Below are 24,444 nucleotides of genomic sequence, written 5' to 3' on the forward strand. Positions count from 1 at the left end.
TACTATGGTTGAGCCTTAACACATTCTCTAATCACTTAGTTGCATTTATCATGAATTCCTCAATCAATAATCGACATTCACTGTCGTTGATTCAAACCATCAGTGCCATTTTCATCACGATGACGTTACTGGTGGTCCTTTTATCCATCACCAGTTTAAAAAGCATCGATAAGGTAGGGCTACAGTTTTCTGGATTGTCTGAACAAACACTACCTTTGGCATTAAATAATGCAAGGTTGACGCAAAATATATTAGAACAAGTACAATCTCTCGGAGATGGCATTCGCACAGCGGAATCGGCAGAATTAGAAGCGGTAAACCAGCAATTAAGCCACTTAAACCAGCAGACTGACCAACTTACTGACCAGCTTTTCTCCATCGCTACTCGTATCGGTAACGCGATTACTCAAGATCATCAAGTGTCGTTACGCAGCAAAAGTGCGGCATTTCAGCAGCTCACCTATTCTATTTTATCAACGCAGGCCTCTTTGCTTGAACAGCAGAATGCTATCGATAACGCCGCCACCGCGTTTCGTTACGGATTAAGCTCCATTGGACCGGAGATGAACCGGATCAGTTCATTTCTCGCATTAGATAACCCGGAATCGATGGATGCGGCTAACCGCTTTATTGCCAGTGCAAGTTCGATGGAAAGTACCTTCTTACTGTTAATGATGCAAAACGATCCTGAACAGGCCAAAGTGCAATTTAAAGAAATCCGTAATCGCATGGCGGGAATTGAGCTAGCCTTTGATGATTTCAAAGAGTGGCATCCTGATGTTATGGAGTTTGCGAGCCTGACGGCACCTTATGAAATGGTTAAAGCGGGTTTTGTTGAGCATGGCATTTTGGCACTGATCTTAAATAAAATTGGGCAAGCACAGCAGCAGCGACAAGAAATGGCACAAGCTGCGCAGCTAGCCAAAGACACGGTAGCACTGCTAAATACGATTTCTGCCACTGCAAGTGAGTTGATCAAACACAGTGAGAACGTGGTTCATGACGCAATGCTAATGGTTAAGCAAGTACAATATACTGGCGGCATTATTCTGGTCGCTTTGGTTTTACTTGCATGGCTAGGGTTACGCCACTGGCTAAAGCTGGGGCTGAATAACTTATTGGCCAAGCTTGCATTATTAACTCAACACGATTTTTCTCAACCCGCTCGCTTGATTGGCCCGAGTGAATTTAAAGAAGTTGCTCTACAACTAAACCAAGTTATTGAATCAACAAAATATTCAATTTCTACCGTAACGCGCAATTGTGAAATGCTCTACCAAAATGCCGAAACCAGTCACGATGCAGCCGATAAATCCAACCGCAGTTTAGCCGCACAAAATGATTCGTTGGTTAACATGGTTTCCACCGTGAGTGAGTTGGAATCGGCGATTCGGAATATCACGCTTGTGACCAGTGAATCTTATGAAGAATCAGTGGCTGCCAGCCAGTTTTCTACGCAAGGGGTGAAAGTGGTGGAACAAAACCGTGTTCGCTTGGAATCTCTTGAAAATACACTGCATTTAAACGATGAAGCAATGCACGAGCTTGACCAGCGCGTGAAGAAAATTCGCGAGATGGTGGATATGATCAGCGGTATTGCTGACAGCACCAACTTACTGGCGTTGAACGCCGCGATTGAAGCAGCAAGAGCTGGCGAACAAGGGCGTGGTTTTGCGGTTGTAGCCGATGAAGTACGCAAATTGGCCAGCGATACATCACAGCAAACCACCAATATCCGAGACATGATGAATGAACTCACCAATGCAACGCAGCGCTCTCGTCAAGCGGTATCGGATTCGCGGCAAGAGATGAGTAATGCGCTGCAATCGAGTCAAGAAGTCAAAACAACATTTGAGCAGATAGAAAAAGCAGTGGAACAGATTCGTGCTCGAGTTGAGCAGATAAGCGTTGCAACAGAAGAACAAGAACGAGCGACGGCCGATGTAAGTCAATCTATCAGCCAAGTTTCATCGCAAGGCGAGCAAACCAAATTACAGCTTGAAGCCATGGTCGAAAGTTCAGAGCAGGTGGCTGAAGTTGCGGGTGAACAGCAGGCTATGTTGCATAAATATACGCTCAACTAGCTTATCCAGTGCGAATTTCTGTATTTTCATGACGTTGTCACTTTTTTCTAAATGGTTGGGTAAGCATTTTATCCAACCACTGCTCACGCTTCTCTCGAAAGAGTGGTAGGCCGATAATGACCTGCTTATGGCCCAATTCTGGCTGCGCACGATAAGTACGAAATAGCCGATCCCAACATGACAAGAAAAAACCAAAATTGGAGTGAGTTTCTCGCACAATGACTGAATGATGTACCCGATGCATGTCAGGTGTCACCACCAACCAGCGAAGCCAACGGTCCATTTTCAACGGTAATTTTGCGTTACTGTGGTTAAACATCGCGCTCGCATTGAGCACAACCTCAAATATCAATACCGCGAATGGGCTGACACCCAAAATGATCACGCAAGTGATTTTGATCCACAAAGAGAGGATCATCTCAAGTGGGTGAAAGCGCGAGCCAGTGGTCACATCAATATCTTGGTCAGCGTGGTGCATGCGATGTAAACGCCATAACCAAGGAGAGAAGTGAAAAAGCACATGCTGGGCGTAAATCACGCCATCAAGAATAATAACTGACAGTGTAATTTCAGCCACTTGTGGTAAATCCACCCAATTAAAAAGGCCAACCGAGTCTTGCTGCGCCCAATAAGCCGCTTCAATGGCTAACACTGGCATCAATAGCGATAAGCACACACTATTTAAACCAACCAAACCTAAATTATTCAGCCAGCGAGTGGCTTTACTTTGGGTGAGTGTTTTACGTGGGCAAGACCATTCCCACAGCGCACAAAGCATAAATACAGCGAAAAATACGCTCAAACGGATCAATTCAGGGTTCAGGTTCATGCTTAATGGCTCATATTCAATGGTCTTGTACTAGGAATCTGCTTGTACTGTAAGTACAATCGGCAGCACTTTCCAGCTTGCCGCCCTGATTTATGAGAATCCACGCATTTAACCATTTGTTCCAACATCGCTTAGCGTTATCGACCAAACCTTTTCAAGCTCGTGGTGCGAAAGTTGAACGTTGCGCCTATTGTCAGGTCGCCACGCAATACTGCTTATGCAGCCATCAACCGGATATGGATACGGATATCGCAGTATTACTGCTGGTTTCTGAAAATGAAGTATTTAAACCCAGTAATACTGGTCGACTAATTGCCGATGTGATTAAAGAAACTTACGTTTATCAGTGGAATCGCACCGAACCTCACACGGAAATGCTAGCACTGTTGAATAACCCCGCCTATCAACCAGTCGTCATTTTTCCCGAAGAGTATGTGGATGAAAAGCCTCGAGTAATGCAAAGCCCTCCTAGCGCGCACGATAAACGCAAACCACTGTTGATATTGCTTGATGGAAGCTGGCGCGAGGCAAGACGAATGTTTCGCAAATCACTTTATTTGGATGCGCTTCCGGTGATGTCTATCGCACCTAAAAGCGTATCGCAATATATGATGCGTAAATCTGATAATGAGCAGCATTTATCAACGGCTGAAGTGGCGTCATTTGTATTGGCTGAAGTGGGTGAGCATCAAGCCTCTCTGCTATTAAGCCAATGGTTTGAAGTGTTTCGAGAAAGTTACTTGCTGAGTAAAACCCGCCTAAAGCATGATTTGAGCAGGCCAGTCTTGAAACGTTTCATCGACCAGCAGCAAAGCGAGACGTGACTCCAAAGTTGATCGATTCGGTGATGAGTAATTGCTCAATCGAACCTATAGACCAGATAAATTGGTACTCGGTCACGGATTGTAGGCTGAGCTCTGTGGATAATGCCCAAAGTTTTATTTTTAGCTCATTGATGAGCAAATTTTAGGAGAGATTGCATGTACTACGGCTTTGATGTCGGTGGCACTAAAATTGAGTTTGGTGCGTTTAATGAGAAATTAGAACGCGTAGCAACGGAGCGCGTTCCTACCCCAACAAACGACTACAATCTGCTAGTTGAAACCATTGCGCAATTGGTGAGTAAATATGACGCGCAATTGGGTGTGGAAGGTAAAATAGGACTTGGCTTACCAGGTATGGAAGACGCTGATGATGCTACGGTATTAACCGTCAACGTTCCTGCTGCAAAAGGCAAACCATTACGCGCTGATTTAGAAGCAAAAATTGGCCGCAGCGTGAAGATTGAAAACGATGCAAACTGCTTTGCGCTTTCTGAAGCATGGGACGATGAGCTGAAAAATGAGCCTTCGGTTATGGGCCTAATTCTCGGCACAGGTTTTGGTGGCGGCCTTATCTATGAAGGGAAAGTGTTCTCTGGTCGTAACCACGTCGCAGGGGAGTTTGGTCATATGCGTCTGCCTCTTGATGCATGGTTACATCTTGGTGATAACGCGCCGATGCTCGGCTGTGGTTGTGGCAAGAAAGGATGCTTAGACAGTTATCTCTCTGGCCGCGGTTTTGAGCTATTGTACGAGCACTATTATGGCGAGCACAAAAAAGCGATTGATATCATTCACGCCAATGAAGCAGGTGAAGCGAAAGCCGTTGAGCATGTTGAGCGCTTTATGGAACTACTTGCCATCTGTTTTGCCAACATTTTCACAGCCAATGACCCACACGTTGTTGCACTCGGTGGCGGTTTATCAAACTTTGAATTGATCTACCAAGAGATGCCTAAACGCGTACCGAAATACCTGCTTTCTGTCGCGAAATGTCCGAAGATCATCAAAGCAAAACATGGTGATTCAGGCGGCGTACGTGGTGCGGCTTTCCTTAATATCAAATCATAAAATCAACAAAAAGGGCCTATAATCAAACGGGCCCTTTTTATATCAGTCAAAAGTTAACTCTTTAACCTAAGTTCTGTTTATTTGGTGTTAGCGCCTTTTTTACCCACACCTACGTTTTCTTTTTGTTGCAGTGTTAGCTTGCTAAAACCTAACTTTTTAAAGTGGTTATCGCGGTAATTGCGTACCGCTTTTGCGTCAGAAATCATTTCCAGCTGCTGTTCCATTTTTAAAAAATCTGTAATATCAATACCTTCTGCTTCAGCTACTGCTTCTTGAATGTTGTGATGCTTTTCGTAAGAAAAAGTCAGCGTTTTATCTTCATTTTTGTAAGTGTACAAAATGGTGCGAGCCATGATCATCTCTCTAAAATCGTCATTCCCAATTTCGGGAAAATAAACAAAGGCTGATCGCTTACTATCAACCAATTGAAAATGGGGGCGTTGGCAGCGCTGAAACATGACTAACCAACATGTAATGAGCTAGATTTTGCCTTTAAGTGGGATAATTGTCACGCTTTCACCACCGAAATAGCGCAGGATATTTCATTTACAACGCTGTACATATTCAATCACAAACGCCGTTATTGCATCGAGATCATTGATGTTCATCTGTGGTAAAGCACTTTTCACAACTTCATCCGCGGCGATAGCGATGATATTTTCATCATTTGGATATAGCCAAGGTTTACCCACTTCAGCACGGTGCAATTCAATTTTTGGAAAGGTGAGGTTTTTACACCCTTCAATTAAAATTACGTCGAGTTTATCGCAATCAAAGCGAGACAAAAGATATTCGAAATCGGGTTCGGCTTCTGGCGTCTCAGTCATCATGGCATGACGATAGCGCGATGCAACTAACATCTGGCTTGCCCCCGCTTTACGCAGCCGATGGCTATCTTTACCTGGTTTATCAATATCAAAATCGTGGTGCGCGTGCTTAAGTACGCCTAATGTTAGGCCTGCTGCCCTTAACTTGGGCAATAAGGCTTCAAGCAGGGTCGTTTTTCCTGTGCCAGAGTAGGCCGCAAAACCAAGTAAAGGGCATGAAGGCGCTTGATATTTCATGATGTCAAAGTTCCAAATTGTGCCAGATCTTGAGGCGTGTTGAGGTTCAAAAAGCAGTTTGGCGAGTCGCTAAAGTCAACGTAATCTGTGTGGCATTCTTGATAAAGACGGGTGATTTTTCTCTCGCCACGTTCTAAAAATGCAGTCAGTGTTGGCAGCACACGTTGGTGAATAAGGGTGAATACGGGTTGAGCGAAGTGACCATCATGGGCGACTAAAATATCATGCGAGTCTAGAGCAGCATGACAAAAACGCGCAACAAGATCGTCATTGATCAACGGGCAATCGCAAGGGACAAATCCGACCCAATCGGTTTGTGCATGGGTTAACCCTGCCTGAATTCCAGCGAGTGGCCCAGGGTAATCAGCCATGGTATCGGAAATGACAGGCGCAAACTGACGATACTGTGCATGGTTACGATTAGCGTTAATCGTCAGGCTAGTAGATTGCGGCTTAAGCTTATTCATGACATGTTGAATCAAAGGTTGGCCATTGAGTTCAATCAGCCCTTTGTCTTGTCCACCCATACGGCTGGCTTGCCCACCCGCTAAAATAACCCAACTTGTTTGTGTGGGAAGTAACATGAAATGTCTCTTAATTGTGCGATGAGAAGAGCGCCGTACAGACAAGTTAAACTCATTGATTGAGCATCACTCGCCCATTTTTAGTGGCGACAAACCAAGGTAAGGATGATAACCCAACTCATGCCTTGGTGCTAACTGGCTGATGATTATAACCAATCTCACTTGCGCGGGTGGATCTTTTTCATTGCTCTCGTTAAGTTGTTCATTGCTCTCACTAAGACACAAACGCCTCCATTAGTTTGGAGGCGTTTGGTCAAGCTAGGCAGTATTATGCATCTTCAGGTAGTAGGAATAACCCCACGGGGTTGATCGTCAGGTAAGGGTGATCAGCGTAACTGGGGTCAAATTGTGACGAGTTGAGTTGCAGTAACAGCTCTTTGTTGTGCCATTTAACCAACACTTCATACATCGACCCCATGTAAGCAATACTGGTAATTTGACACTGTTGGCAGGCATCACCGTCCGCGCAGAGCAAAATAGCTTCTGGTCGAACACCAATTTGATAATTCCCCGCAGGCAAAGCCGTGACACTGTCATCATTAGCGGGGATCTTATAGCCATTGATGATCAGGTATTCACCATCATATTGACCCTCAAAAATATTGGCTTCGCCCATGAAGTTGGCCATGAACATCGAGGTTGGGTGCTTATACAGTTGAGTTGGTGAGCCCTGCTGCATGATGTCGCCATCTTTCATCACAATCACAGTATCAGAAACGGCAAAGGCCTCAGCCTGATCGTGCGTCACATACAAAGAGGTGATATTAAAACGCTGTTGCAACTCTCGAATAGTTTCACGCATGCTGCGTCTTAAATTGGCGTCCAAGTTACTGAGCGGCTCATCGAATAGCAATACCTTAGGCTTAAGCACCAACGCGCGAGCGAGTGCTACTCGCTGTTGCTGACCTCCGGAAATTTGGTCAACGTAACGTTCCCCAAAGCCTTCTAAATCAACCAATTTCAAGGCTTCATCCACTCGCTGTTTCACTTCATCTTTACTCAAGCCAATCATTCTTAGGCCATAACCTACGTTGTCATGTAAAGAAAGGTGAGGAAACAGAGCGTAAGATTGAAACACCATGCAGATGTCACGTTGCTGGATGGAGGTACTCGTGACATCTTCACCATCAATAAAAATTTGGCCGCTGGTTGGTTTTTCGAGCCCTGCGACCAAACGCAGCACGGTCGTTTTTCCACATCCTGAAGGGCCGAGCAGTGTTACAAGGCTGCCTTTTTTGATTTCTAAATCCAAATTACCAATGACGGTTTTATCGCCAAAACGCTTGCAGACATTCTTTAAAACAACAAAGTTTTCATTTTCCATGGTGATATCTCCAACGGTTATTCTTGGTTATTGGCTTTAGAACGAGAAACACGTGCCTCGCCAACGATAAAATCAAAAATTAAAATAATAGCCAACATCACAACAATCAAAATCGAGCCATATGCGATCGCAACGCCATACTCACCATCTTCTACACGATTCAGGATGTAAGACGTTGCCACCCGTGTTTCTGGCGTCACCAAGAAAATAATGGCGCTGACGGTCGTCATTGCTCGAACAAAGCTGTAAATCAGTGTTGAGAGAATTGCTGGTCGTAATAACGGCAACAGAATATGAGTAATGGTTTTAAAGGAGTTAGCCCGCAAACTAAGTGACGCTTCATCGAGCGATTTATCAAGCTGGCCTAGCCCTGCAATACCTGCGCGAATGCCTACTGGCACGTTACGCATCACCATGGAAATCACAACAATGGCCGCGGTACCGGTGAGGTAAATAGGCGCATCATTAAATGCAAGAATGTAAGATACCCCCGCCACGGTACCCGGAACGGCGAAGCAAAGCATGGTTGCAAACTCAATCACTTTCTTACCGTAAAATTGCTGACGGACAACGATATACGCAATCAACAGACCAAAGAAGGCGGTTAATGGCGCTGCAACGCCGGCATAAATCATCGTCGTGATAAGTGATGGCCAAGCACCTTCACTCATTCCCATGCCAAACAGATGAATATAGTTTTTAAGCGTTAAACTGTAATCTACACCCCAGTTCACGGTGAAGCTGCCGAAGATGATGCTGCCATAAAGCAAGATGTTAAATGCCATCCAAAAATAGAGCAGTGCCGAAACCGTATGTTTAAGTAAGGTAGGCAGCGCTTGCACATCGCCACGATATGATTTGCCGGAAATGGTGACGTATGAACGCTTTCCTATCCACAGATATTGGACAACAAAGATCGCCAACGAAAATAGCAGCAAGACGGCCCCAAGTGTGCTGGCGGAAGCGTAATCTAATTGAGCTCCTGCGATGTAGAAGTAAATCTGAGTGGCTAACACATCGAAACTGCCCCCAAGTACAAGCGGGTTACTGAAGTCGGCCAGTGATTGGACAAAGATGATTAAGAAACTGTTGGCCAAAGCAGGTTTTAGCAATGGCATGACAATTTTAAAAAAAGTTTGATAACGATTGGCACGCAGCGTGTAGGACGCCTCTTCCAGTGATGGATGTAGGGATTTCATCGCGCCATCTAAAATCATGAATGACATAGGTGCAAAGGCGAGCACTTGTGCCATCCAAATGCCTGTAAAACCATACAACCAGTTTGTCTGTTGCAACCCAAACCAATCCACCATGAGTTCGGTGATATAACCGGAGCGCCCAAGCATTAAAGTCACCCCAAGCCCAACGACAAAAGGGGGAGTCACAATGGGAAGAATAGAAAAAATTCGCGCAATGAAAGCGGAGCGAGTGGCAATGCGTGTGGTATAGATAGCAAAGATCAAACCAAAGAAAGTGGCACCTATACCCACAGATACGCCAAGCAGTACGGAGTTCCAAACAATTTGTATGATCTGCGCTCGGCTCAAAATTTCAATGAATTGCCACGCAACAAAGTTCCCCATTTCATCTTGGAACATCGGTACAAAGATGGCGATACTCGGAAAGATAATAAAAATCGTGATCAAGAGAATAATCGAGATCAGAGCACCAATCACGAAGCTGTCACCGCCCAAAAACTCAAGACGAGCCAATGCCAATGTCATGACAGCACTTAAGGCAATAAATAGTGCAATGGTTGAATAACCTAAACCTTGCTGGGTATACCAAGAGCTGACCAACACGAAAAACATGCATGCCGCTGAATAACCGATATCAAAATAGTGACGGTGTTTGGCGTACTTATTACCTGCATAGCAAGGGCGAATGAGAAGTACACCCGGAAGTGCAAACCATAACCAAGAAATATTGGCACGGCTCCAACCCATAGCGGCATAAAACTCTTGCGATGTTGAATCAAACACTCCGTAATCAAGTGCAAAAGAGGGCAACAGCACAAACGCACACAATAACGTCAGGATCCAATAAAAAATCGGGTCCCTATGCGAGGTTTTTAGCGGCCGATGTGGTGCAGTGCCTGCTGTAAATTCATTCATTTTTCTGTACCAAAGTTATTTGTAGCCACACGGTGATAAGCCTGGTATTGGCTTTATAAAAAGGGCAGTAGGCACTGCCCATCGAGGCTAAGACAAGGGAATGCGCTGGCTATTCGCCCATTTTTACAACATTAACCCACTTATTAATCAATCGCTTACGTTCATCAGATGATCCATAGGTATCCATGTCATAATCGATCAAGGTTAACTTTTTAGGGTCGAGGGCGTTGGGGGATTGTTCCGCTTGAGTGTTAGTTAAAATTTGGAAAGATTGACCTTCTTTCCATGCCAGCTCTTGTCCTTCTTTTGACATGACCCAGTCAACAAACCGTTTCGCGTTATCAAGGTTACGCGACCCTTTGATAATGCTCACACCACCAATTTCATAACCTGTACCTTCACAAGGCGAAATCAGCTCCAACGGTGCTCCTTTCGATTGTTCGAGTGAGTAGTCATGCAAAAAACCAATACCAATCGCAATTTCACCACGCGCTGAGTTACGTGAAGGGGTAACACCTGATTTGGTGTATTGAGAGACGTTTTTGTCGAGTGCTTTGAAATAATCAAAGGCTTTATCTTCATCCCAAAGTTGAATGAAGGTGGCTAATGCGGTGTAGGCTGTTCCTGAACTTTGTGGGTCAGAGATTTGAATCTCTCCTTTGTATTCAGGTTTGGTTAAATCATTCCAGCAGCGCGGGATCGGTAATCCTTTTTCAGCCAAACGTTGAGTGTTCACCCCAAAACCTAAAATACCCATATAAACGGCCGAAGAGTAGTTCCCTTTGCGTTTCGCTGGATCTTTAAATCCATCCATAATGAATTCAAGCTGCGGGGATTGGTAAGCGTGTAAGAGATCCATTTCACCCGCCTGTGATTGAGGATCCAACGTGCCGCCATACCAAACATCCGCGCGTGGGTTCTTCTTCTCTGCTTCGATTTTGGCCAGCGTGCTGCCCGAGCCATTGCGAACAAAAGAGGTTTTTACGTCATATTTATCAGAAAAGGCTTTAGTCGCTGTCTCGCACATGGCGTTAGTGGCACTGCAATAAACCACGAGTCGGCCTTCAGCAAATGCTTGAGGCGCGGCAAGCGAAGCACCGAGAATGCAGGTAGCAAGTACACTGCGAGGTAATCTATCTTTCATGTCTGTTTCCTCTTGTTATTTTCATTACTTAACGTAGACGTAGGGCAGCGTTAAGTTTCATCACATTCCTGTGATTTCGTTTTTGCTGCATGACACAGCGAAATCAGAAAACAACGTGAGGAAAGGTTATGACATAGTGACGGCATTCCCTGCACGCTGTTGTGCTTTTAAAAAGGGCAAAATCAGTAATCCAATCAGTGCGGCTGAGAGGGTAATGACACTGAAAAATCCTTCCCAACTAAATTGTTCAATAATGACAGCCAATGGGTAACTGGCTAACGCTGCACCAAGATAGCCAAATAAGCCGACAAAACCGGTCGCGGTTCCAGCCGCATCCTTGTGCGAACATTCAGCGGCGGCCATTCCTATCATCATTTGCGGACCAAAAATAAAAAATCCGATGGAAAAGAAGCAGCCCGACAACACCACAAAGTTGTCAATCGGTGTTAGCCATAACGCGGCCACTGAAATGAAAATGCCTAGCGCAAAAATCAAGTTCATCGGCGCTCGATTGCCTTTAAAAAATTTGTCCGAGCCCCAACCACCAAATAGCGATCCTAAGAATCCTCCGACTTCAAACATTGATACGGCAGCGTTGGCCGAAAAAAGCTCATAACCATGCCGTTCAGTGAGGTATAAATTACCCCAATCATTTAGCGCGATACGCACCACATACACCAGTAGATAGGAGCTACATAACAGCCAAATGTACTTATTCCCTAGGACGTAACGACGTAAAATTTGGCGAAATGGCAGCCCTTTACCTTCAGACTCATGGCGCTTTTCTAATTCATCGTTACGCCACTCACCCACTGGGGGTAACCCTAACGTTGTGGGCTTATCTTGCATGCGAAAGCAGAGCACTAAACCAACGATGATCGCCAAGCAACCCGGTGCAATAAATCCGTACCGCCAACCAAAAGTCACAGCGATAAAACCAATGCTGATCGGAATGAGTGCGCCACTTAAATTGTGGCAAGTGTTCCAGATAGACCACCAAAACCCACGTTCAGATCGGGAATACCAAGTGGTGAGCAATTTAGCGCACGGCGGCCATCCCCAACCTTGGAAAAAAGCGTTCAATGTCCAAAGCACGGTAAATGCGGCTAGGGAAGAGCTCAAACCAAACAGCACATTAATCACACCCGTTGCAACCAACCCCAAACCCATGAAGTAACTCGGTTTTGATTGGTCGCTGACCATGCCAGAAACAAACTTTGACAAACCGTAGGTCATGTAAAAGAGCGTACCAAGCAGACCCACATCGGAATGTTCAAGCCCGAGATCAGTGAGCATCGCAGGCATGGCAAAATTGAGACTTTTGCGCGTGAAATAAAACACCCCATAGCCGACGTACATCGATAACATTAAATGCAAGCGCCAGTAACGATAGGTTGCATCAATGTCCTGTGGTTCTATAGGTGCTGATGTCGGTTTTGAAATCAGAAAACCCAGCATGCTATGTTTCTCCCTAGTGCTAAGAGATGGTATCGGAGTGATTCACCAAATGAATGAGACAAAGTTATAAGTGACTAGGAGATTTTCCTAGTTTGTTGATATTGTGAGCGGTTTTGTGGGCAAGTTAACAGTTATGCGCGTCCCAAGCGGTATTTGGTTACGCTGCGATTCAATTAAAAATGTGCCACCCAGTGCGCTGACGCGTTCTTCGATGCCGAGTAAGCCTTGGCCTTTGCTGCGCCAATCGGAAGCTAAACCAATGCCATTATCACGCAGCTCGACACTGAACATGTCACCGGGAACAAGGCTTAATTGCACGGCTGATGCTTGTGCATGTTTGCACACGTTATTAAGCAGCTCTTGAATAATTCGATACAGTGTAACGGCCGTAATGTCATCTAAACGCTCTGCAAAAATTCCGAAATTCAGACGAAAATCGACGTGTCGTTCCGCAAATTTCATTTCACTTGCAAGCTGCCGAATTGCGCTCTCAAGCCCCAACTCATCAAGCGCATGAGGGCGAAGATCGGTTAATAATTGACGTGTCGATGAGTGAATTCGTAGCGCGAGCGTGTTGATCGTCTCAGCGATGTTGGTTTGTTTTTCATTTTGTGCCAAGCGACTAGCGAGCATGGATTGGATCTGTATCGCGGTGATATTTTGGCCAATTTCATCATGCAGTTCGCGTGCAACTGATTTTCGGATTTGCTCTTCAACCTTGACTAATTGCCGAGCCAGTTGCTGTTTGTTCGCGAGTTCGATTGCCAGCTTTTGGTTAATTTTAGCTAAGCGTTGCGCCAAGAAATATTGACGGCTAATCGCAATACCAAGCCCTAAACCAACAAAAGCCTGCGTCGCTATAAAACTTTGTAGTTCAATATCGGATTCAAATGAACCTGTCATTTGCCGTGCCGTAGCAAGCAAAATACTGTTCATTAGACTAGCCAATACGCCGCCTTGCCAACCGTATTTATAAGCCATAAAAATATTGGGAAGCAGGAAAATGAGCAGGGCGATCGGTTTGAGCTGCTCTAGCAAGGTTAACTCCGCGATCAATCCGCCACTAAAAAAAAGCAAACACCACAGCAACGCAGAGGGGCGAAGTGTTACGTCCTGATGAATAAGATCGGGTGACAGTGGTCTCCAGATCTGCTGATGTAGGTAATCGTACAGGAGAAATAAGAACGGAGTGAGCAGTATACCGCCGGTCAGAGCTGAAACGGTCGCTTGTGCCACGTAATGCAGTTCGAGGTTGAGTGGTTTGACCAACAGCAAAACCGAGCTCCCACATAAGATGCCGTAAACGACCGTCAACCCGGTAAGCGCCAACAGTTTTTTCCAATAAACGTGCAGTGATGTCCAGAGAGATTGAAAGGCAATCGCCAGCCAATAAGCGATCAATGCAAACAGCAGTAATAGATATTCATGAGCAGCGATAGCCAACACATGCCCGAGCAACGCCACTATAGCCATTTCGCATAAAGTGATCCCAAGCCAAAAACGACGCGGTGCAAGAGCGAGTGTGGCCAGCTTTAAGCCTGTGGGCAAAAACAGACCAGCCAGCAATAAATCAGGAGTTAAGTAGCGGCTGATGTTCCATAAACAAAACCAACCAATTGAATACAAAACGCATGCAAATGCATAGCTAAAGCCAGAGGAGAGAGACAACCGAGGTAAAGCTTCAGAAAATCGGTGATGAAAATGCATAGTCGCTTCTATAACGTCTCGTTAACCAACAGTTGGTGAGTAATAGCAAAGCGGATGAGATCCACATTGTTGGTAAGCCCCAGTTTGCTTAAAATATTTGCCCGATGCACGTGAATCGTTTTGTGGCTAATTGATAAATCGTAACCAATCTCTTTGACGTCTTTGCCTAAAATCAGGTGATCAAACACCTCTCTTTCGCGTTTAGTTAACCCTTCAAGGACAGATGGCGTACCTGAAGCATTGCTTAGGTTAATTAAGGCATCGGCACACAAATAGCGATCACCATTAGCCACGGTACGAATGGCGCTCACTAACTCCCCAGGCCCACAACGTTTTGATAAATAACCACAAGCGCCAGCTTCTAGCGCTTTACTGACAAAGGACGCTGAATCATAAATAGAGAGAATGATGGCTTTAAAGTCCGGCTGAGCGCGGCGCAGTTTCTCTAACAACACAAGCCCACTTTCGTCGGGCATTGAAATGTCGATAACTGCCACATCGATAGAAGCGTTCACCAGCGCACGAAATGCTTCGCGCGCGCTACCATACTCACTGTGGACATGAATGTCTGGTTCAACCGATAACAGTTGTGCAAAACCAGAGCGAACCATGAGGTGGTCATCCACCAAAGCAACTGAAATCATACGGGTATCCTATAGGTTTGCAGTGATAGTCGCAGATGTATCAATAAGTATCAAAAACCAGCGCAGGGGATGTGATTGCTCTCTCGAAACTTATGATCAGTGGCAGGTAGGCATTAAATGAGCGAGTTACTCGCACTACGAGGGCAGTGAAACAAAAACATCGCTTGCAGTTCGAGCCTTGAACAAGTAACGTTGCGCAGTTTTTTATACAATTCACATTTATTAAGGTACTGGTTTTGATCTCCACCGCGAATATCACTCAACAATTTGGCGCAAAGCCTCTGTTTGAAAACATTTCCGTTAAGTTTGGCGAAGGTAATCGCTATGGCCTGATTGGCGCTAACGGTTGTGGTAAGTCAACATTTATGAAGATTCTAAGCGGAGAGCTTGAACCTTCGAGTGGTAACGTTAGCTATGATCCTAACGAACGTGTGGCGAAACTGAATCAGGATCAATTCGCTTACGAAGAGTTCACGGTTATCGACACGGTAATCATGGGCCACAAAGAGTTGTGGAAAGTTAAACAAGAACGTGACCGTATCTATTCTCTGCCTGAAATGACCGAAGAAGATGGCATGAAGGTTGCGGATCTCGAAACTGAATTCGCGGAAATGGACGGCTACATGGCCGAGTCTAAAGCCGGTGAATTGTTGCTTGCGGTAGGCATTCCTCTTGAACAGCACTTTGGTTTGATGAGCGAAGTGGCACCAGGTTGGAAACTGCGTGTGCTACTGGCGCAAGTTTTGTTTGCTGAACCACACATCATGCTGCTTGACGAACCAACCAACAACTTGGATATGGATACCATTCGCTGGCTAGAAGATACGCTAAACCAACGTAACTGCACCATGATCATCATCTCGCACGACCGTCACTTCTTAAACAGCGTATGTACACATATGGCTGACTTGGATTACGGTGAACTGCGTCTGTACGCGGGTAACTATGACGAGTACATGACAGCGGCATCGCAAGCGCGTGCGCGTCTGCTCTCTGATAATGCCAAGAAGAAAGCACAGATTGCTGAACTGCAAACTTTCGTTGCACGCTTTTCTGCGAACGCATCTAAAGCGAAGCAGGCGACGTCACGAGCTAAGCAGATTGACAAGATCCAATTGGACGAAGTTAAAGCGTCTAGCCGCCAAAACCCTTTCATTCGTTTTGAACAATCGAAAGAGTTGTTCCGTAACGCGTTAGAAGTTGAAAACCTTAGCCAAGGTTTTGAAAACGATCTGTTCAGTAACTTCAACGCCATTTTTGAAGTGGGTGAACGCGTAGCGATCATTGGTGAAAACGGCGTCGGTAAAACAACACTGCTTAACACCTTAGCGGGTGTACTTGAGCCTCGTAGCGGCAGCTATAAATGGTCTGAAAACGCGAACATTGGTTACTACGCTCAAGATCACGCGCACGATTTTGCCGAAGATATGAACCTGTTTGACTGGATGAGCCAATGGCGTCAAGAAGGGGATGACGAGCAAGTGATCCGCAGCTTCTTAGGGCGCATGTTGTTTGGCCAAGATGACATCAAGAAATCCGTTAAGGTCATCTCTGGTGGTGAACAAGGTCGTATGTTGCTTGGTAAACTAATGATGCATAAGCCAAACATGCTGTTGATGGATGAGCCAACCAACCACATGGACATGGAATCGATCGAATCACTCAACACGGCTTTGGAGAACTACAAAGGGACTCTGTTCTTCGTATCTCACGACCGCGTATTTGTGGACTCACTGGCAACGCGCATCATTGAAATCCGTGATAACAAACTGACCGATTTCAAAGGCACTTATGCTGAATTCTTGAAATCTCGTGGCGTAAACTAATCCACAGTTTACTCTTAAGAAAAGGCTTCCTGCGGGAGGCCTTTTTAATGCCTGCAATCTGGAACGAGCCAAAAAATAGAGTGCATTAAAATGGAGCGCACGTTCCAATTTGGTGCGCTTTTTATGAATACGTTTATTCTTCCATCATGCAACAACTCCCTTGATATTTATATAATTCACTCTATTTCAATAAGTTATTTGATATTGAAAAGTTATTGATTCATTTGTTTATTTTGGAATGTATTTTGCTTTAAGGCTGTTCAATACCAATAACTCACTATATTGGTGAGAAAACAATCAAGTAGCACAGGATTGGTGCACAACATTTCAATGGAGAATCACTAAGATGACTCAAACCGTAAGTCAGGTTCAAGGTGCCGTACAAGCCCTGACTCAAAGTTCTGATACGCTATTTTTGCTGCTCGGTGCAATCATGGTGTTTTTAATGCACGCTGGATTTGCCTTTCTTGAGGTGGGGACAGTGCGTAAAAAGAACCAAGTGAACGCGCTGGTAAAAATTCTCGCCGATTTCGGTATTTCTACGATCGCCTATTTTTTTATCGGTTACTGGATAGCCTACGGCGCTCATTTCTTTGCTGATGCCCAAACCCTTGCCCAAGGGAACGGCTATCATCTAGTTAAGTTTTTTTTCCTATTGACGTTTGCCGCCGCTATTCCTGCTATCGTTTCTGGAGGCATTGCCGAGCGCGCTCGGTTTTACCCCATTCTCATTGCTACTTTTTTCACCGTCGGGTTTGTTTATCCGCTGTTTGAGGGAATGATTTGGAATGGCAATTATGGCGTGCAAAGCTGGTTTGAAGCTCAATTCGGTGCTGCTTTTCACGATTTCGCTGGTTCGGTGGTCGTGCATGCGGTCGGCGGATGGATTGCACTCATCGCTGTCATGTTTCTAGGAATGCGTAAGGGAAGAGTACGTGCAGGAAAGCACACCAACTTTGCTCCATCCAACATTCCGTTCCTAGCACTGGGCGCGTGGATCCTTTGTGTGGGCTGGTTTGGTTTTAACGTCATGTCAGCGCAAACATTAAATGGAATTAGTGGATTAGTCGCGATGAACTCTTTAATGGCCATGACTGGTGGTATTTTAGCAGCGTTAATTGTCGGAAAAAATGACCCTGGCTTTATCCACAATGGTCCTCTAGCAGGATTAGTCGCGGTGTGTGCAGGATCGGACTTGATGCACCCACTGGGTGCCTTAGTGACGGGAGTAGTTGCGGGTGCTTTATTTGTTTGGTTGTTCACTCAACTGCAAAACCGAACGAGAATAGACGATGTATTAGGTGTATGGCCATTACATGGTGTTTGTGGTGCATGGGGCGGGATTGCCGCTGGGATTTTTGGCCAATCATCACTCGGCGGCCTAGGTGGTGTCAGCCTCGCCGTTCAACTACTAGGAACCTTATTGGGTATTTCAGTGGCAGTATTAGGCGCTGCAATCGTTTATGGCTCTCTCAATGTATTGACTGGATTGCGTTTATCTGAAGAAGACGAATTTAACGGCGCGGATTTGGCTATCCATAAAATCTCCGCCATTAACGAAGATTGATTACATATAGACCGAAGTCGCGGGGTACTTCGGTCCATTTCATAGCTCGGTTTATGTCACAGAAAATAAGCAATCAATGGCCATTTTATACTATGGTCTAACCCTCAAAACTACTGTTGTTATTGCATCGGTGCTAAGCTAGCAAAAAAGCGTGCAATAAGGACATAGTATGAATTTCCCTTACAAGAATATCGTGATCCTCACGGGAGCAGGCATTTCAGCGGAATCAGGCATTAAAACATTTCGTGCCCAAGATGGGTTATGGGAAAACCATAAAATAGAGGATGTCGCGACCCCTGAAGGTTTCGCACGTGATCCCGATCTCGTACAGGATTTCTATAATCAGCGTCGTCGAAAACTCCAATCTGAATCAATACAACCTAATGCCGCCCACATCGCGCTTGGTAAATTAGAGCAAGAGCTAGAGGGAAACGTAACGATTATTACGCAGAATATCGATAACCTTCATGAACGGGGTGGTAGCAAACAGGTGATTCATATGCACGGTGAGCTGCTTAAAGCACGCTGCAGCGTTTCTAACCAAGTAATAGAGCATAAAGACGACATTCTGAGCGGAGAGCTTTGCCATTGCTGTCAAATTCCAGCTCAAATGCGACCTCATATTGTTTGGTTTGGCGAAATGCCACTGCGCATGGGCGATATTTATTCAGCACTCGAGACGGCTGATCTTTTTATCTCTATCGGTACATCGGGCGTTGTTTATCCTGCTGCAGGCTTTGTTCATGATGCCAGAATGCATGGTGCGCACACCATTGAGATCAACTTAGAACCGAGTGCCGTTGAAAGTGAGTTTGAGGAAAAACGCTACGGTAAAGCCAGTATTGAAGTTCCGCGGTTAGTGGAAGAGATATTAGGGTTAGAAATGCCAAAAAAGAAACACGCCTAGAGTAGGCGTGTTATCTAAACATTGAATATGATCAATTATTTACTTTGAGCTTCTGGAAGTATTCGTCGTACAACACATTCGCTTCTCCCACCTCATCTTGCCAAAACCCGCTGTCCATAACAGATTGTGGAGGGAAGATATTAGGATCATTGGCGAAAGATTTGGGTAACAGTGAATAGGCTGTTTTAACGGGAGTTGGGTAACCAATTTCTAATGCGATTTTTGCTGCATTCTCAGGGCGCAATAAGAAATCAATCATCTTATGAGCCGCATCAACGTTTTTGGCCCCGGCCGGAATGGATATGCTATCCATCCAGAAAATCGCGCCTTTTTCTGGCCAAATAATGTCAATTGAAGCGCCTTCTTGGCGGGCCATATACGCCGAGCCATTCCATAACATACCTAAAGAAACTTCACCCGCTAAAAAAGGGTTTGCGGGAAAGTCGGAGTTGAACACTAACACGTTTGGAATCAGTTTTTTAAGCTCTTCATAGGCCGCTTTAATTTCGTCAGGATCCGTCGTATTAGGTGAGTAACCAAGCTTACTCAGTGCAATATGGAACACCTCACGAGCATCGTCCATCATCATCAACTGACCTTCCCATTTGGCATCCCATAAGTCGCCCCAGTTTTTGATCAGTGATTTATCAAGCATATCGGTATTAATACCAATCCCCGTGGCGCCCCAGATATAAGGGATAGAAAATTTGTTGTTTGGGTCGAACGATTTATTGAGATAGTTAGAATCAAGATCAGCAAAATGAGAAAGCTTAGCGTGGTCAATCTCCTGCAACATGCCTTCTTTACGCATTTTAGAAACAAAGTAGGTGGATGGCACGACAAGATCGTAGCCGGAACCTTGAGTCTTTAACTTGGCATACATGCTTTCATTAGACTCATAGGTTGAGTAAATGACTTTAATTCCTGTCTCTTTGGTGAAATCTTCGAGAACGTCGTGGGGGATATATTCAGACCAGTTATAAAAATAAAGCTCTTGATCTGCAGCCATTGCAGGCGTAGTGAATAGAGTTGCTGCGCAAATAGCGCCAGCATACAGTGTGCTTTTCATTACGTTTCCATTTTAGTCGGTGCCAAAGCTTAACTAGGCAAGGGTGCGTGATACGAAAGTGCAAAGTATACCAGTTTTAACGAAAATAGGCAGCTAGTGCTGCCTATTTCATACTTTTTGCGGAATTATTGACCCGCTTTTAACTTCATAAAGTAATCTTCATATTGCACGGTTTTTTCACCAACGGCAGATTGCCATTCAACACGATCTAAATCGTCTTGAGATGGGAAAAGAGCAGGGCTGTCTTTAAATTTCTCATTAGACGCTTTCACGCCGGTTAAATAACCCGTGTCGCGAGAAATTTGTTCTGCAATTTCTGGACGTAGCAAGAAGTCGATCATCTTATGTGCGGCTTCTACGTTTTTGGCACCAGAACTGATAGCAAAGTTGTCAACCCAACCGATACCGCCTTCTTTAGGGAAAACAAGCTTAATTGGCAAACCTTCTTTTTGCGCCGCTGCTGCAGAGCCATTCCACAGCATACCTAAGCCAACTTCACCAGAGAGGTAAGGAGCGGCAGGGTTATCTGAGTTAAAAACCAATACATTAGGCATTAGTTTTTGCAGCTCAGCGTAGGCCTCATCAATTTGCTTTTCATCCGTAGTGTTACCTGAGTAACCTAACTTACGAAGGGCAATGTGGAATACCTCACGAGTATCATCCATCAACATTAGCTGGCCTTTCAACTCTGGGTTCCATAGGTCACCCCAGCTTTGGAAATCATTGGGATCGTACATATCGGTATTAACCGCAAGCCCAGTGATAGCAACCACATGTGGAATTGAATAATCATTATTTGGATCGTAAGGTTTATTCAAATAGTTGTTATCAAGGTTTTTAAAGTTGCTTAATTTAGACTTATCAATCTTTTGTAACATACCTTCATCGCGCATTTTAGAAACGAAGTAGGTGGATGGAACAACAAGATCATAACCTTGGTTGTGTGTTTTTAGCTTTGCATACAAAGTTTCATTCGACTCATAAGTTGAATAAATCACTTTGATGCCGGTCTCTTTAGTAAACTGCTCTAGAAGACCACTGTTAATGTACGGCCCCCAGTTCATGAATACTAGTTCCTTGTTTTCGTCCGCTGTTACTGCTCCAGAGAACAAAGAAAGCGCACATGCACTACCAGCTAATAGAGTAGCCCATTTTTTCATTGACGTTAGCTCCAAACCAAACGTTGCCTATTTTTAGGCGTTAGATAGAAAAACAGAATGACGATTTGTCATTCTGTTTCGCGTAATGTATTACAAGATGTCGATTCTACTTCACTTTTTCCCTTGCTAACAACTGTGATGTGATTACTAGAGCTAAAGAAACAACTAACATCACGGTCGCCAGAGCGTTAACTTCTGGGGAAATCCCAACTTTAACCATAGAATAAATCTTCAATGGTAAAATTTCGTAAGTAGGGCCAGTTACAAACGAGCTAATGATCACATCATCTAATGACAGTGTGAAACTCAGCAACCAACCAGCCGCAACCGCCGGTTTCGCTAATGGCAAAATGATTTTGGTCAAAATAACCCATTCGCCAGCACCGAGATCTTTGGCAGCTTCGAGCATCTTTACATCAAATCCGTTGAGGCGACTGTAAACAGTCACAACAACGAAAGGTAAGCAGAATGTAATGTGTGCAATCAACAAAGTAAGAAAACCTAGCTGAGCACCTAACACTAAGAATAGCGCAAGTAGCGAAATTGCCATGACAATATCTGGGGACATCATCACAACAAACAACATACCATTAACTGCACGTTTACCTTTAAATTGATAACGAAAAAGGGCTACAGCAGTTAAACTGCCAATCAGCGTCGCTGCTGTGGCTGAAAAAACCGCTACATTCAGCGAGTGCCATGCGGCCTGAACTAAGCTGTCGTTTGCAACTAGAGCGTGGTACCACTTCGTAGTGAAACCGCCCCATTTAATACCAAATTTGTTGTCATTAAATGAGTTTACAATCAGCACTATGATCGGTAGGTATAGAAATACATACACTAAACTCATAAAGCTAAATCTAACTGTTTTGCCCATTAGTCTAGCTCCACTTTCTTATTCAATAACTTACCAGCACGATAGTATGCATAAAGCATTACAGCCATCGCCAGAGTCAAGGCAATGCTGGTCGCGGCGCCAAATGGCCAATCACGAGCATTCAATACTTGACTCTTAATCACGTTACCAATCAGCAGGTTTTTCGCGCCACCGAGTAAGTCAGCAATGTAGAACATACCTAATGCTGGCAGTAACACCAATAAGCAGCCCCCGATGATACCCGGCATGGTCAATGGCAATACTACCTTCAGCAAAGTTTGAAGCTTATTTGCCCCTAGATCTCGCGCGGCTTCAATGTAGGTATCGTCCAATTTTTCAATAGCAGAATAGAGCGGAAGAATCATAAAAGGCAGCAAGATGTAAACCAAGCCAATCATTACCGCTGTCTCGGTGTACATAATACGCAGTGGTTTGTCTATGATGTCTAAAGCCATTAAAGCTTGGTTTAGGATGCCTTGCGTACCCAGCACTATTTTTAATCCGTAGGTACGGATAAGAGAGTTCGTCCAAAAAGGAACAATCACCAAAAACAGCATAATTGGACGCCATTTTTGAGGCATTTTTGCGACAATGTAGGCAAATGGATAACCAATAACCAAGCAGAGAAGGGTAGCCACAATTGCCATATAGAAAGAGTGCATGAGCACTTTGGCGTAAAGTGGATCCAATAGGCGTGTATAGTTATCAAACGTGAAGGTCATTTCAATTAAGTTGGCTTCATCGCGAGTCAAAAAGCTAGTACCAATGATCATAACGTTAGGGATTAGCACAAACAGCACTAACCACCCAACAATCAATGTGATAATAGCATTTTGAAGATTAAGCTTCTTGCTCATCATCGAGTACTACCTCCCAGCTTTCAACCCAAGTGATAGCGACTTTCTGGCCGAGAGAATGGTCCACATCAGGATCATCTTCGTTAAAGAATTCGCTAACCGTCACGCGCATGCCTGATTCTTCCAATTCGACTACAGATTCTAGAGTCATGCCTTTGTAGGTACGTTCTGTCACGTGTCCAACAATGCCTTTTTCTTCTGACTCTTTAATCTCTTCGATGCGAAGATCTTCAGGACGCAGCAAAACTTGTAGTTTGTGTCCGGGTTGTACATTTTGATCGTGGTAAACCACCGCTTCAACACCTTCGATATGTGCACGAATACGCTTATCATCAATTCGTTCAATCGTTTCAGCATTAAATACGTTGATCTCACCGATGAAGCGAGCAACAAATAGGTTTTTAGGGTCTTCGTAAATTTCACGTGGAGAGCCATCTTGCTCAATTTTCCCTTCACGCATAACAATAATGCGATCCGACATTGATAAGGCTTCTTCTTGATCGTGCGTAACGAAGATAAAGGTGATCCCAAGCTGACGTTGAAGCTGCTTAAGCTCCATTTGCATCTGCTTACGCAGTTTATAGTCAAGCGCGGATAAAGATTCGTCTAGCAACAGAACCTTAGGTTTATTAACAACGGCACGCGCGATGGCGATACGTTGTTGTTGACCACCAGAAAGTTGACTTGGTTTACGCTGGGCCATCGCGTCGAGACGTACCATCCGCAGTGCTTCCATCACACGGGGTTCAATGTCCGCCGTTGGCACTTTTTGCATACGCAAACCAAACGCGACATTTTCAAATACTGTCATATGTGGGAAAAGTGCATAGCTTTGAAAGACGGTGTTAACGTGTCTCTGTTCAGCAGGAACTTTCGTAACATCTTGATTATCAAGAGTAATTGAACCTTGATCTGCGGTTTCAAAACCTGCAATCATTCTTAGTACTGTTGTTTTACCACAGCCAGAAGGACCAAGTATCGTTAAGAATTCGCCATGATTAACATCAAGGTTTAGGTTGCCAATGATTTCCTTACCATCGAAACTTTTACTGATACCAGAAAGACGAACTACTGGTTTTCCTACTGATTTTTTTACGTTCAACGTCTGTTTTTCTCCCACCTTGGTCTATAGGGATGCCTATCTTACGACCTGTCGCTATACACAATTGAGGCGCGCATCATAATCACCAAAAGAGTGAATTCAAAGCGTTTTCTTATATTGATACAGAAAAAGTTTTGTAGGTAGCAGTAAAGATTGATTACCATACAGAACTAACTAACTGTTCAATGCTTTCAAGTGGTTAATTATCAACCAAACACATAATAATGCAAGATCA

Annotated in this window: 20 protein-coding genes and 1 pseudogene; 6 read left to right on the forward strand and 15 right to left on the reverse strand. The window is 44.6% G+C overall.

The window, feature by feature from the left end:
* The first annotated feature begins 8 nt into the window (after positions 1 to 8).
* Positions 9 to 2,084, forward strand: a complete 2,076-nt coding sequence (locus AACT42_RS05545) for a methyl-accepting chemotaxis protein (protein WP_094133591.1) — start codon at positions 9 to 11, stop codon at positions 2,082 to 2,084.
* A 37-nt stretch (positions 2,085 to 2,121) separates the two neighbouring features.
* Here AACT42_RS05545 and AACT42_RS05550 read toward each other — a convergent pair whose 3' ends face one another.
* Positions 2,122 to 2,913 (reverse strand): sterol desaturase family protein, encoded by a 792-nt coding sequence (locus tag AACT42_RS05550; RefSeq protein ID WP_019282162.1) that lies wholly within the window; start codon positions 2,911 to 2,913, stop codon positions 2,122 to 2,124.
* Positions 2,914 to 3,005: 92 nt separating this feature from the next.
* On the opposite strand from AACT42_RS05550, the gene AACT42_RS05555 reads away from it, so the two are divergent.
* On the forward strand, positions 3,006 to 3,737 hold the full coding sequence (locus AACT42_RS05555; RefSeq protein WP_094133590.1) for a tRNA-uridine aminocarboxypropyltransferase: 732 nt from the start codon (positions 3,006 to 3,008) through the stop codon (positions 3,735 to 3,737).
* Positions 3,738 to 3,893: 156 nt separating this feature from the next.
* On the forward strand, positions 3,894 to 4,805 hold the full coding sequence (nagK, locus tag AACT42_RS05560) for an N-acetylglucosamine kinase (RefSeq protein ID WP_017047631.1): 912 nt from the start codon (positions 3,894 to 3,896) through the stop codon (positions 4,803 to 4,805).
* Positions 4,806 to 4,882: 77 nt separating this feature from the next.
* On the opposite strand, the gene AACT42_RS05565 is transcribed toward nagK, so the two are convergent.
* From AACT42_RS05565 to AACT42_RS05605, 9 genes and pseudogenes are all read right to left on the reverse strand, one after another.
* Entirely contained in the window at positions 4,883 to 5,158 is a 276-nt protein-coding gene (locus AACT42_RS05565) for a DUF2960 domain-containing protein (RefSeq protein WP_026027239.1), read from the reverse strand.
* 198 nt (positions 5,159 to 5,356) lie between these two features.
* Positions 5,357 to 5,869, reverse strand: a pseudogene (mobB, locus tag AACT42_RS05570) (molybdopterin-guanine dinucleotide biosynthesis protein B); the annotation flags it as partial.
* On the reverse strand, positions 5,866 to 6,453 hold the full coding sequence (gene mobA / locus AACT42_RS05575) for a molybdenum cofactor guanylyltransferase MobA (protein ID WP_094133589.1): 588 nt from the start codon (positions 6,451 to 6,453) through the stop codon (positions 5,866 to 5,868). The pseudogene mobB and the gene mobA, both read right to left, overlap by 4 nt.
* Before the next feature lie 268 nt (positions 6,454 to 6,721).
* The gene (fbpC, locus tag AACT42_RS05580) at positions 6,722 to 7,777 is read right to left on the reverse strand and encodes a ferric ABC transporter ATP-binding protein (protein ID WP_017044718.1); all 1,056 of its coding nucleotides are present in this window, start codon (positions 7,775 to 7,777) and stop codon (positions 6,722 to 6,724) included.
* Positions 7,778 to 7,794: 17 nt separating this feature from the next.
* Positions 7,795 to 9,891 (reverse strand): ABC transporter permease, encoded by a 2,097-nt coding sequence (locus AACT42_RS05585; RefSeq protein ID WP_026027999.1) that lies wholly within the window; start codon positions 9,889 to 9,891, stop codon positions 7,795 to 7,797.
* Positions 9,892 to 10,000: 109 nt separating this feature from the next.
* Positions 10,001 to 11,035 carry an ABC transporter substrate-binding protein gene (locus AACT42_RS05590; RefSeq protein WP_013856874.1) on the reverse strand — a complete coding sequence of 345 codons (1,035 nt, stop codon included), beginning with the start codon at positions 11,033 to 11,035 and terminating at the stop codon, positions 10,001 to 10,003.
* A gap of 126 nt (positions 11,036 to 11,161) precedes the next feature.
* Positions 11,162 to 12,493 (reverse strand): MFS transporter family glucose-6-phosphate receptor UhpC, encoded by a 1,332-nt coding sequence (uhpC, locus tag AACT42_RS05595; protein WP_094132804.1) that lies wholly within the window; start codon positions 12,491 to 12,493, stop codon positions 11,162 to 11,164.
* An 87-nt stretch (positions 12,494 to 12,580) separates the two neighbouring features.
* A complete protein-coding gene (locus tag AACT42_RS05600; RefSeq protein ID WP_094132806.1) occupies positions 12,581 to 14,200 on the reverse strand; it encodes an MASE1 domain-containing sensor histidine kinase in 1,620 nt (539 codons plus the stop codon).
* A gap of 8 nt (positions 14,201 to 14,208) precedes the next feature.
* Positions 14,209 to 14,844 carry a response regulator gene (locus tag AACT42_RS05605; protein WP_013856877.1) on the reverse strand — a complete coding sequence of 212 codons (636 nt, stop codon included), beginning with the start codon at positions 14,842 to 14,844 and terminating at the stop codon, positions 14,209 to 14,211.
* A gap of 236 nt (positions 14,845 to 15,080) precedes the next feature.
* On the opposite strand from AACT42_RS05605, the gene AACT42_RS05610 reads away from it, so the two are divergent.
* From AACT42_RS05610 to cobB, 3 genes are all read left to right on the forward strand, one after another.
* Positions 15,081 to 16,670 (forward strand): ABC-F family ATPase, encoded by a 1,590-nt coding sequence (locus tag AACT42_RS05610; RefSeq protein WP_017042874.1) that lies wholly within the window; start codon positions 15,081 to 15,083, stop codon positions 16,668 to 16,670.
* 346 nt (positions 16,671 to 17,016) lie between these two features.
* A complete protein-coding gene (locus AACT42_RS05615) occupies positions 17,017 to 18,237 on the forward strand; it encodes an ammonium transporter (RefSeq protein WP_019281009.1) in 1,221 nt (406 codons plus the stop codon).
* A 169-nt stretch (positions 18,238 to 18,406) separates the two neighbouring features.
* Positions 18,407 to 19,144: a Sir2 family NAD+-dependent deacetylase gene (gene cobB / locus AACT42_RS05620; RefSeq protein WP_013856880.1), complete on the forward strand. Its 738-nt coding sequence runs from the start codon at positions 18,407 to 18,409 to the stop codon at positions 19,142 to 19,144.
* Between the two features lie 31 nt (positions 19,145 to 19,175).
* Here cobB and AACT42_RS05625 read toward each other — a convergent pair whose 3' ends face one another.
* The 5 genes from AACT42_RS05625 to potA all read right to left on the reverse strand — a co-directional run bounded on the left by AACT42_RS05625 (position 19,176) and on the right by potA (position 24,227).
* The gene (locus AACT42_RS05625) at positions 19,176 to 20,213 is read right to left on the reverse strand and encodes an extracellular solute-binding protein (protein ID WP_013856881.1); all 1,038 of its coding nucleotides are present in this window, start codon (positions 20,211 to 20,213) and stop codon (positions 19,176 to 19,178) included.
* Between the two features lie 125 nt (positions 20,214 to 20,338).
* On the reverse strand, positions 20,339 to 21,373 hold the full coding sequence (locus AACT42_RS05630) for an extracellular solute-binding protein (protein WP_029388221.1): 1,035 nt from the start codon (positions 21,371 to 21,373) through the stop codon (positions 20,339 to 20,341).
* A 106-nt stretch (positions 21,374 to 21,479) separates the two neighbouring features.
* Positions 21,480 to 22,250 (reverse strand): spermidine/putrescine ABC transporter permease PotC, encoded by a 771-nt coding sequence (potC, locus tag AACT42_RS05635; RefSeq protein WP_013856883.1) that lies wholly within the window; start codon positions 22,248 to 22,250, stop codon positions 21,480 to 21,482.
* Positions 22,250 to 23,107, reverse strand: a complete 858-nt coding sequence (potB, locus tag AACT42_RS05640; RefSeq protein ID WP_176429041.1) for a spermidine/putrescine ABC transporter permease PotB — start codon at positions 23,105 to 23,107, stop codon at positions 22,250 to 22,252. Before potB ends, potC begins: the two co-directional genes overlap by 1 nt.
* The gene (potA, locus tag AACT42_RS05645; RefSeq protein WP_010320264.1) at positions 23,091 to 24,227 is read right to left on the reverse strand and encodes a spermidine/putrescine ABC transporter ATP-binding protein PotA; all 1,137 of its coding nucleotides are present in this window, start codon (positions 24,225 to 24,227) and stop codon (positions 23,091 to 23,093) included. Before potA ends, potB begins: the two co-directional genes overlap by 17 nt.
* Between the last annotated feature and the right edge of the window lie 217 nt (positions 24,228 to 24,444).

This window comes from Vibrio sp. V15_P4S5T153, from assembly GCF_963874485.1.
GTDB lineage: Bacteria > Pseudomonadota > Gammaproteobacteria > Enterobacterales > Vibrionaceae > Vibrio > Vibrio anguillarum.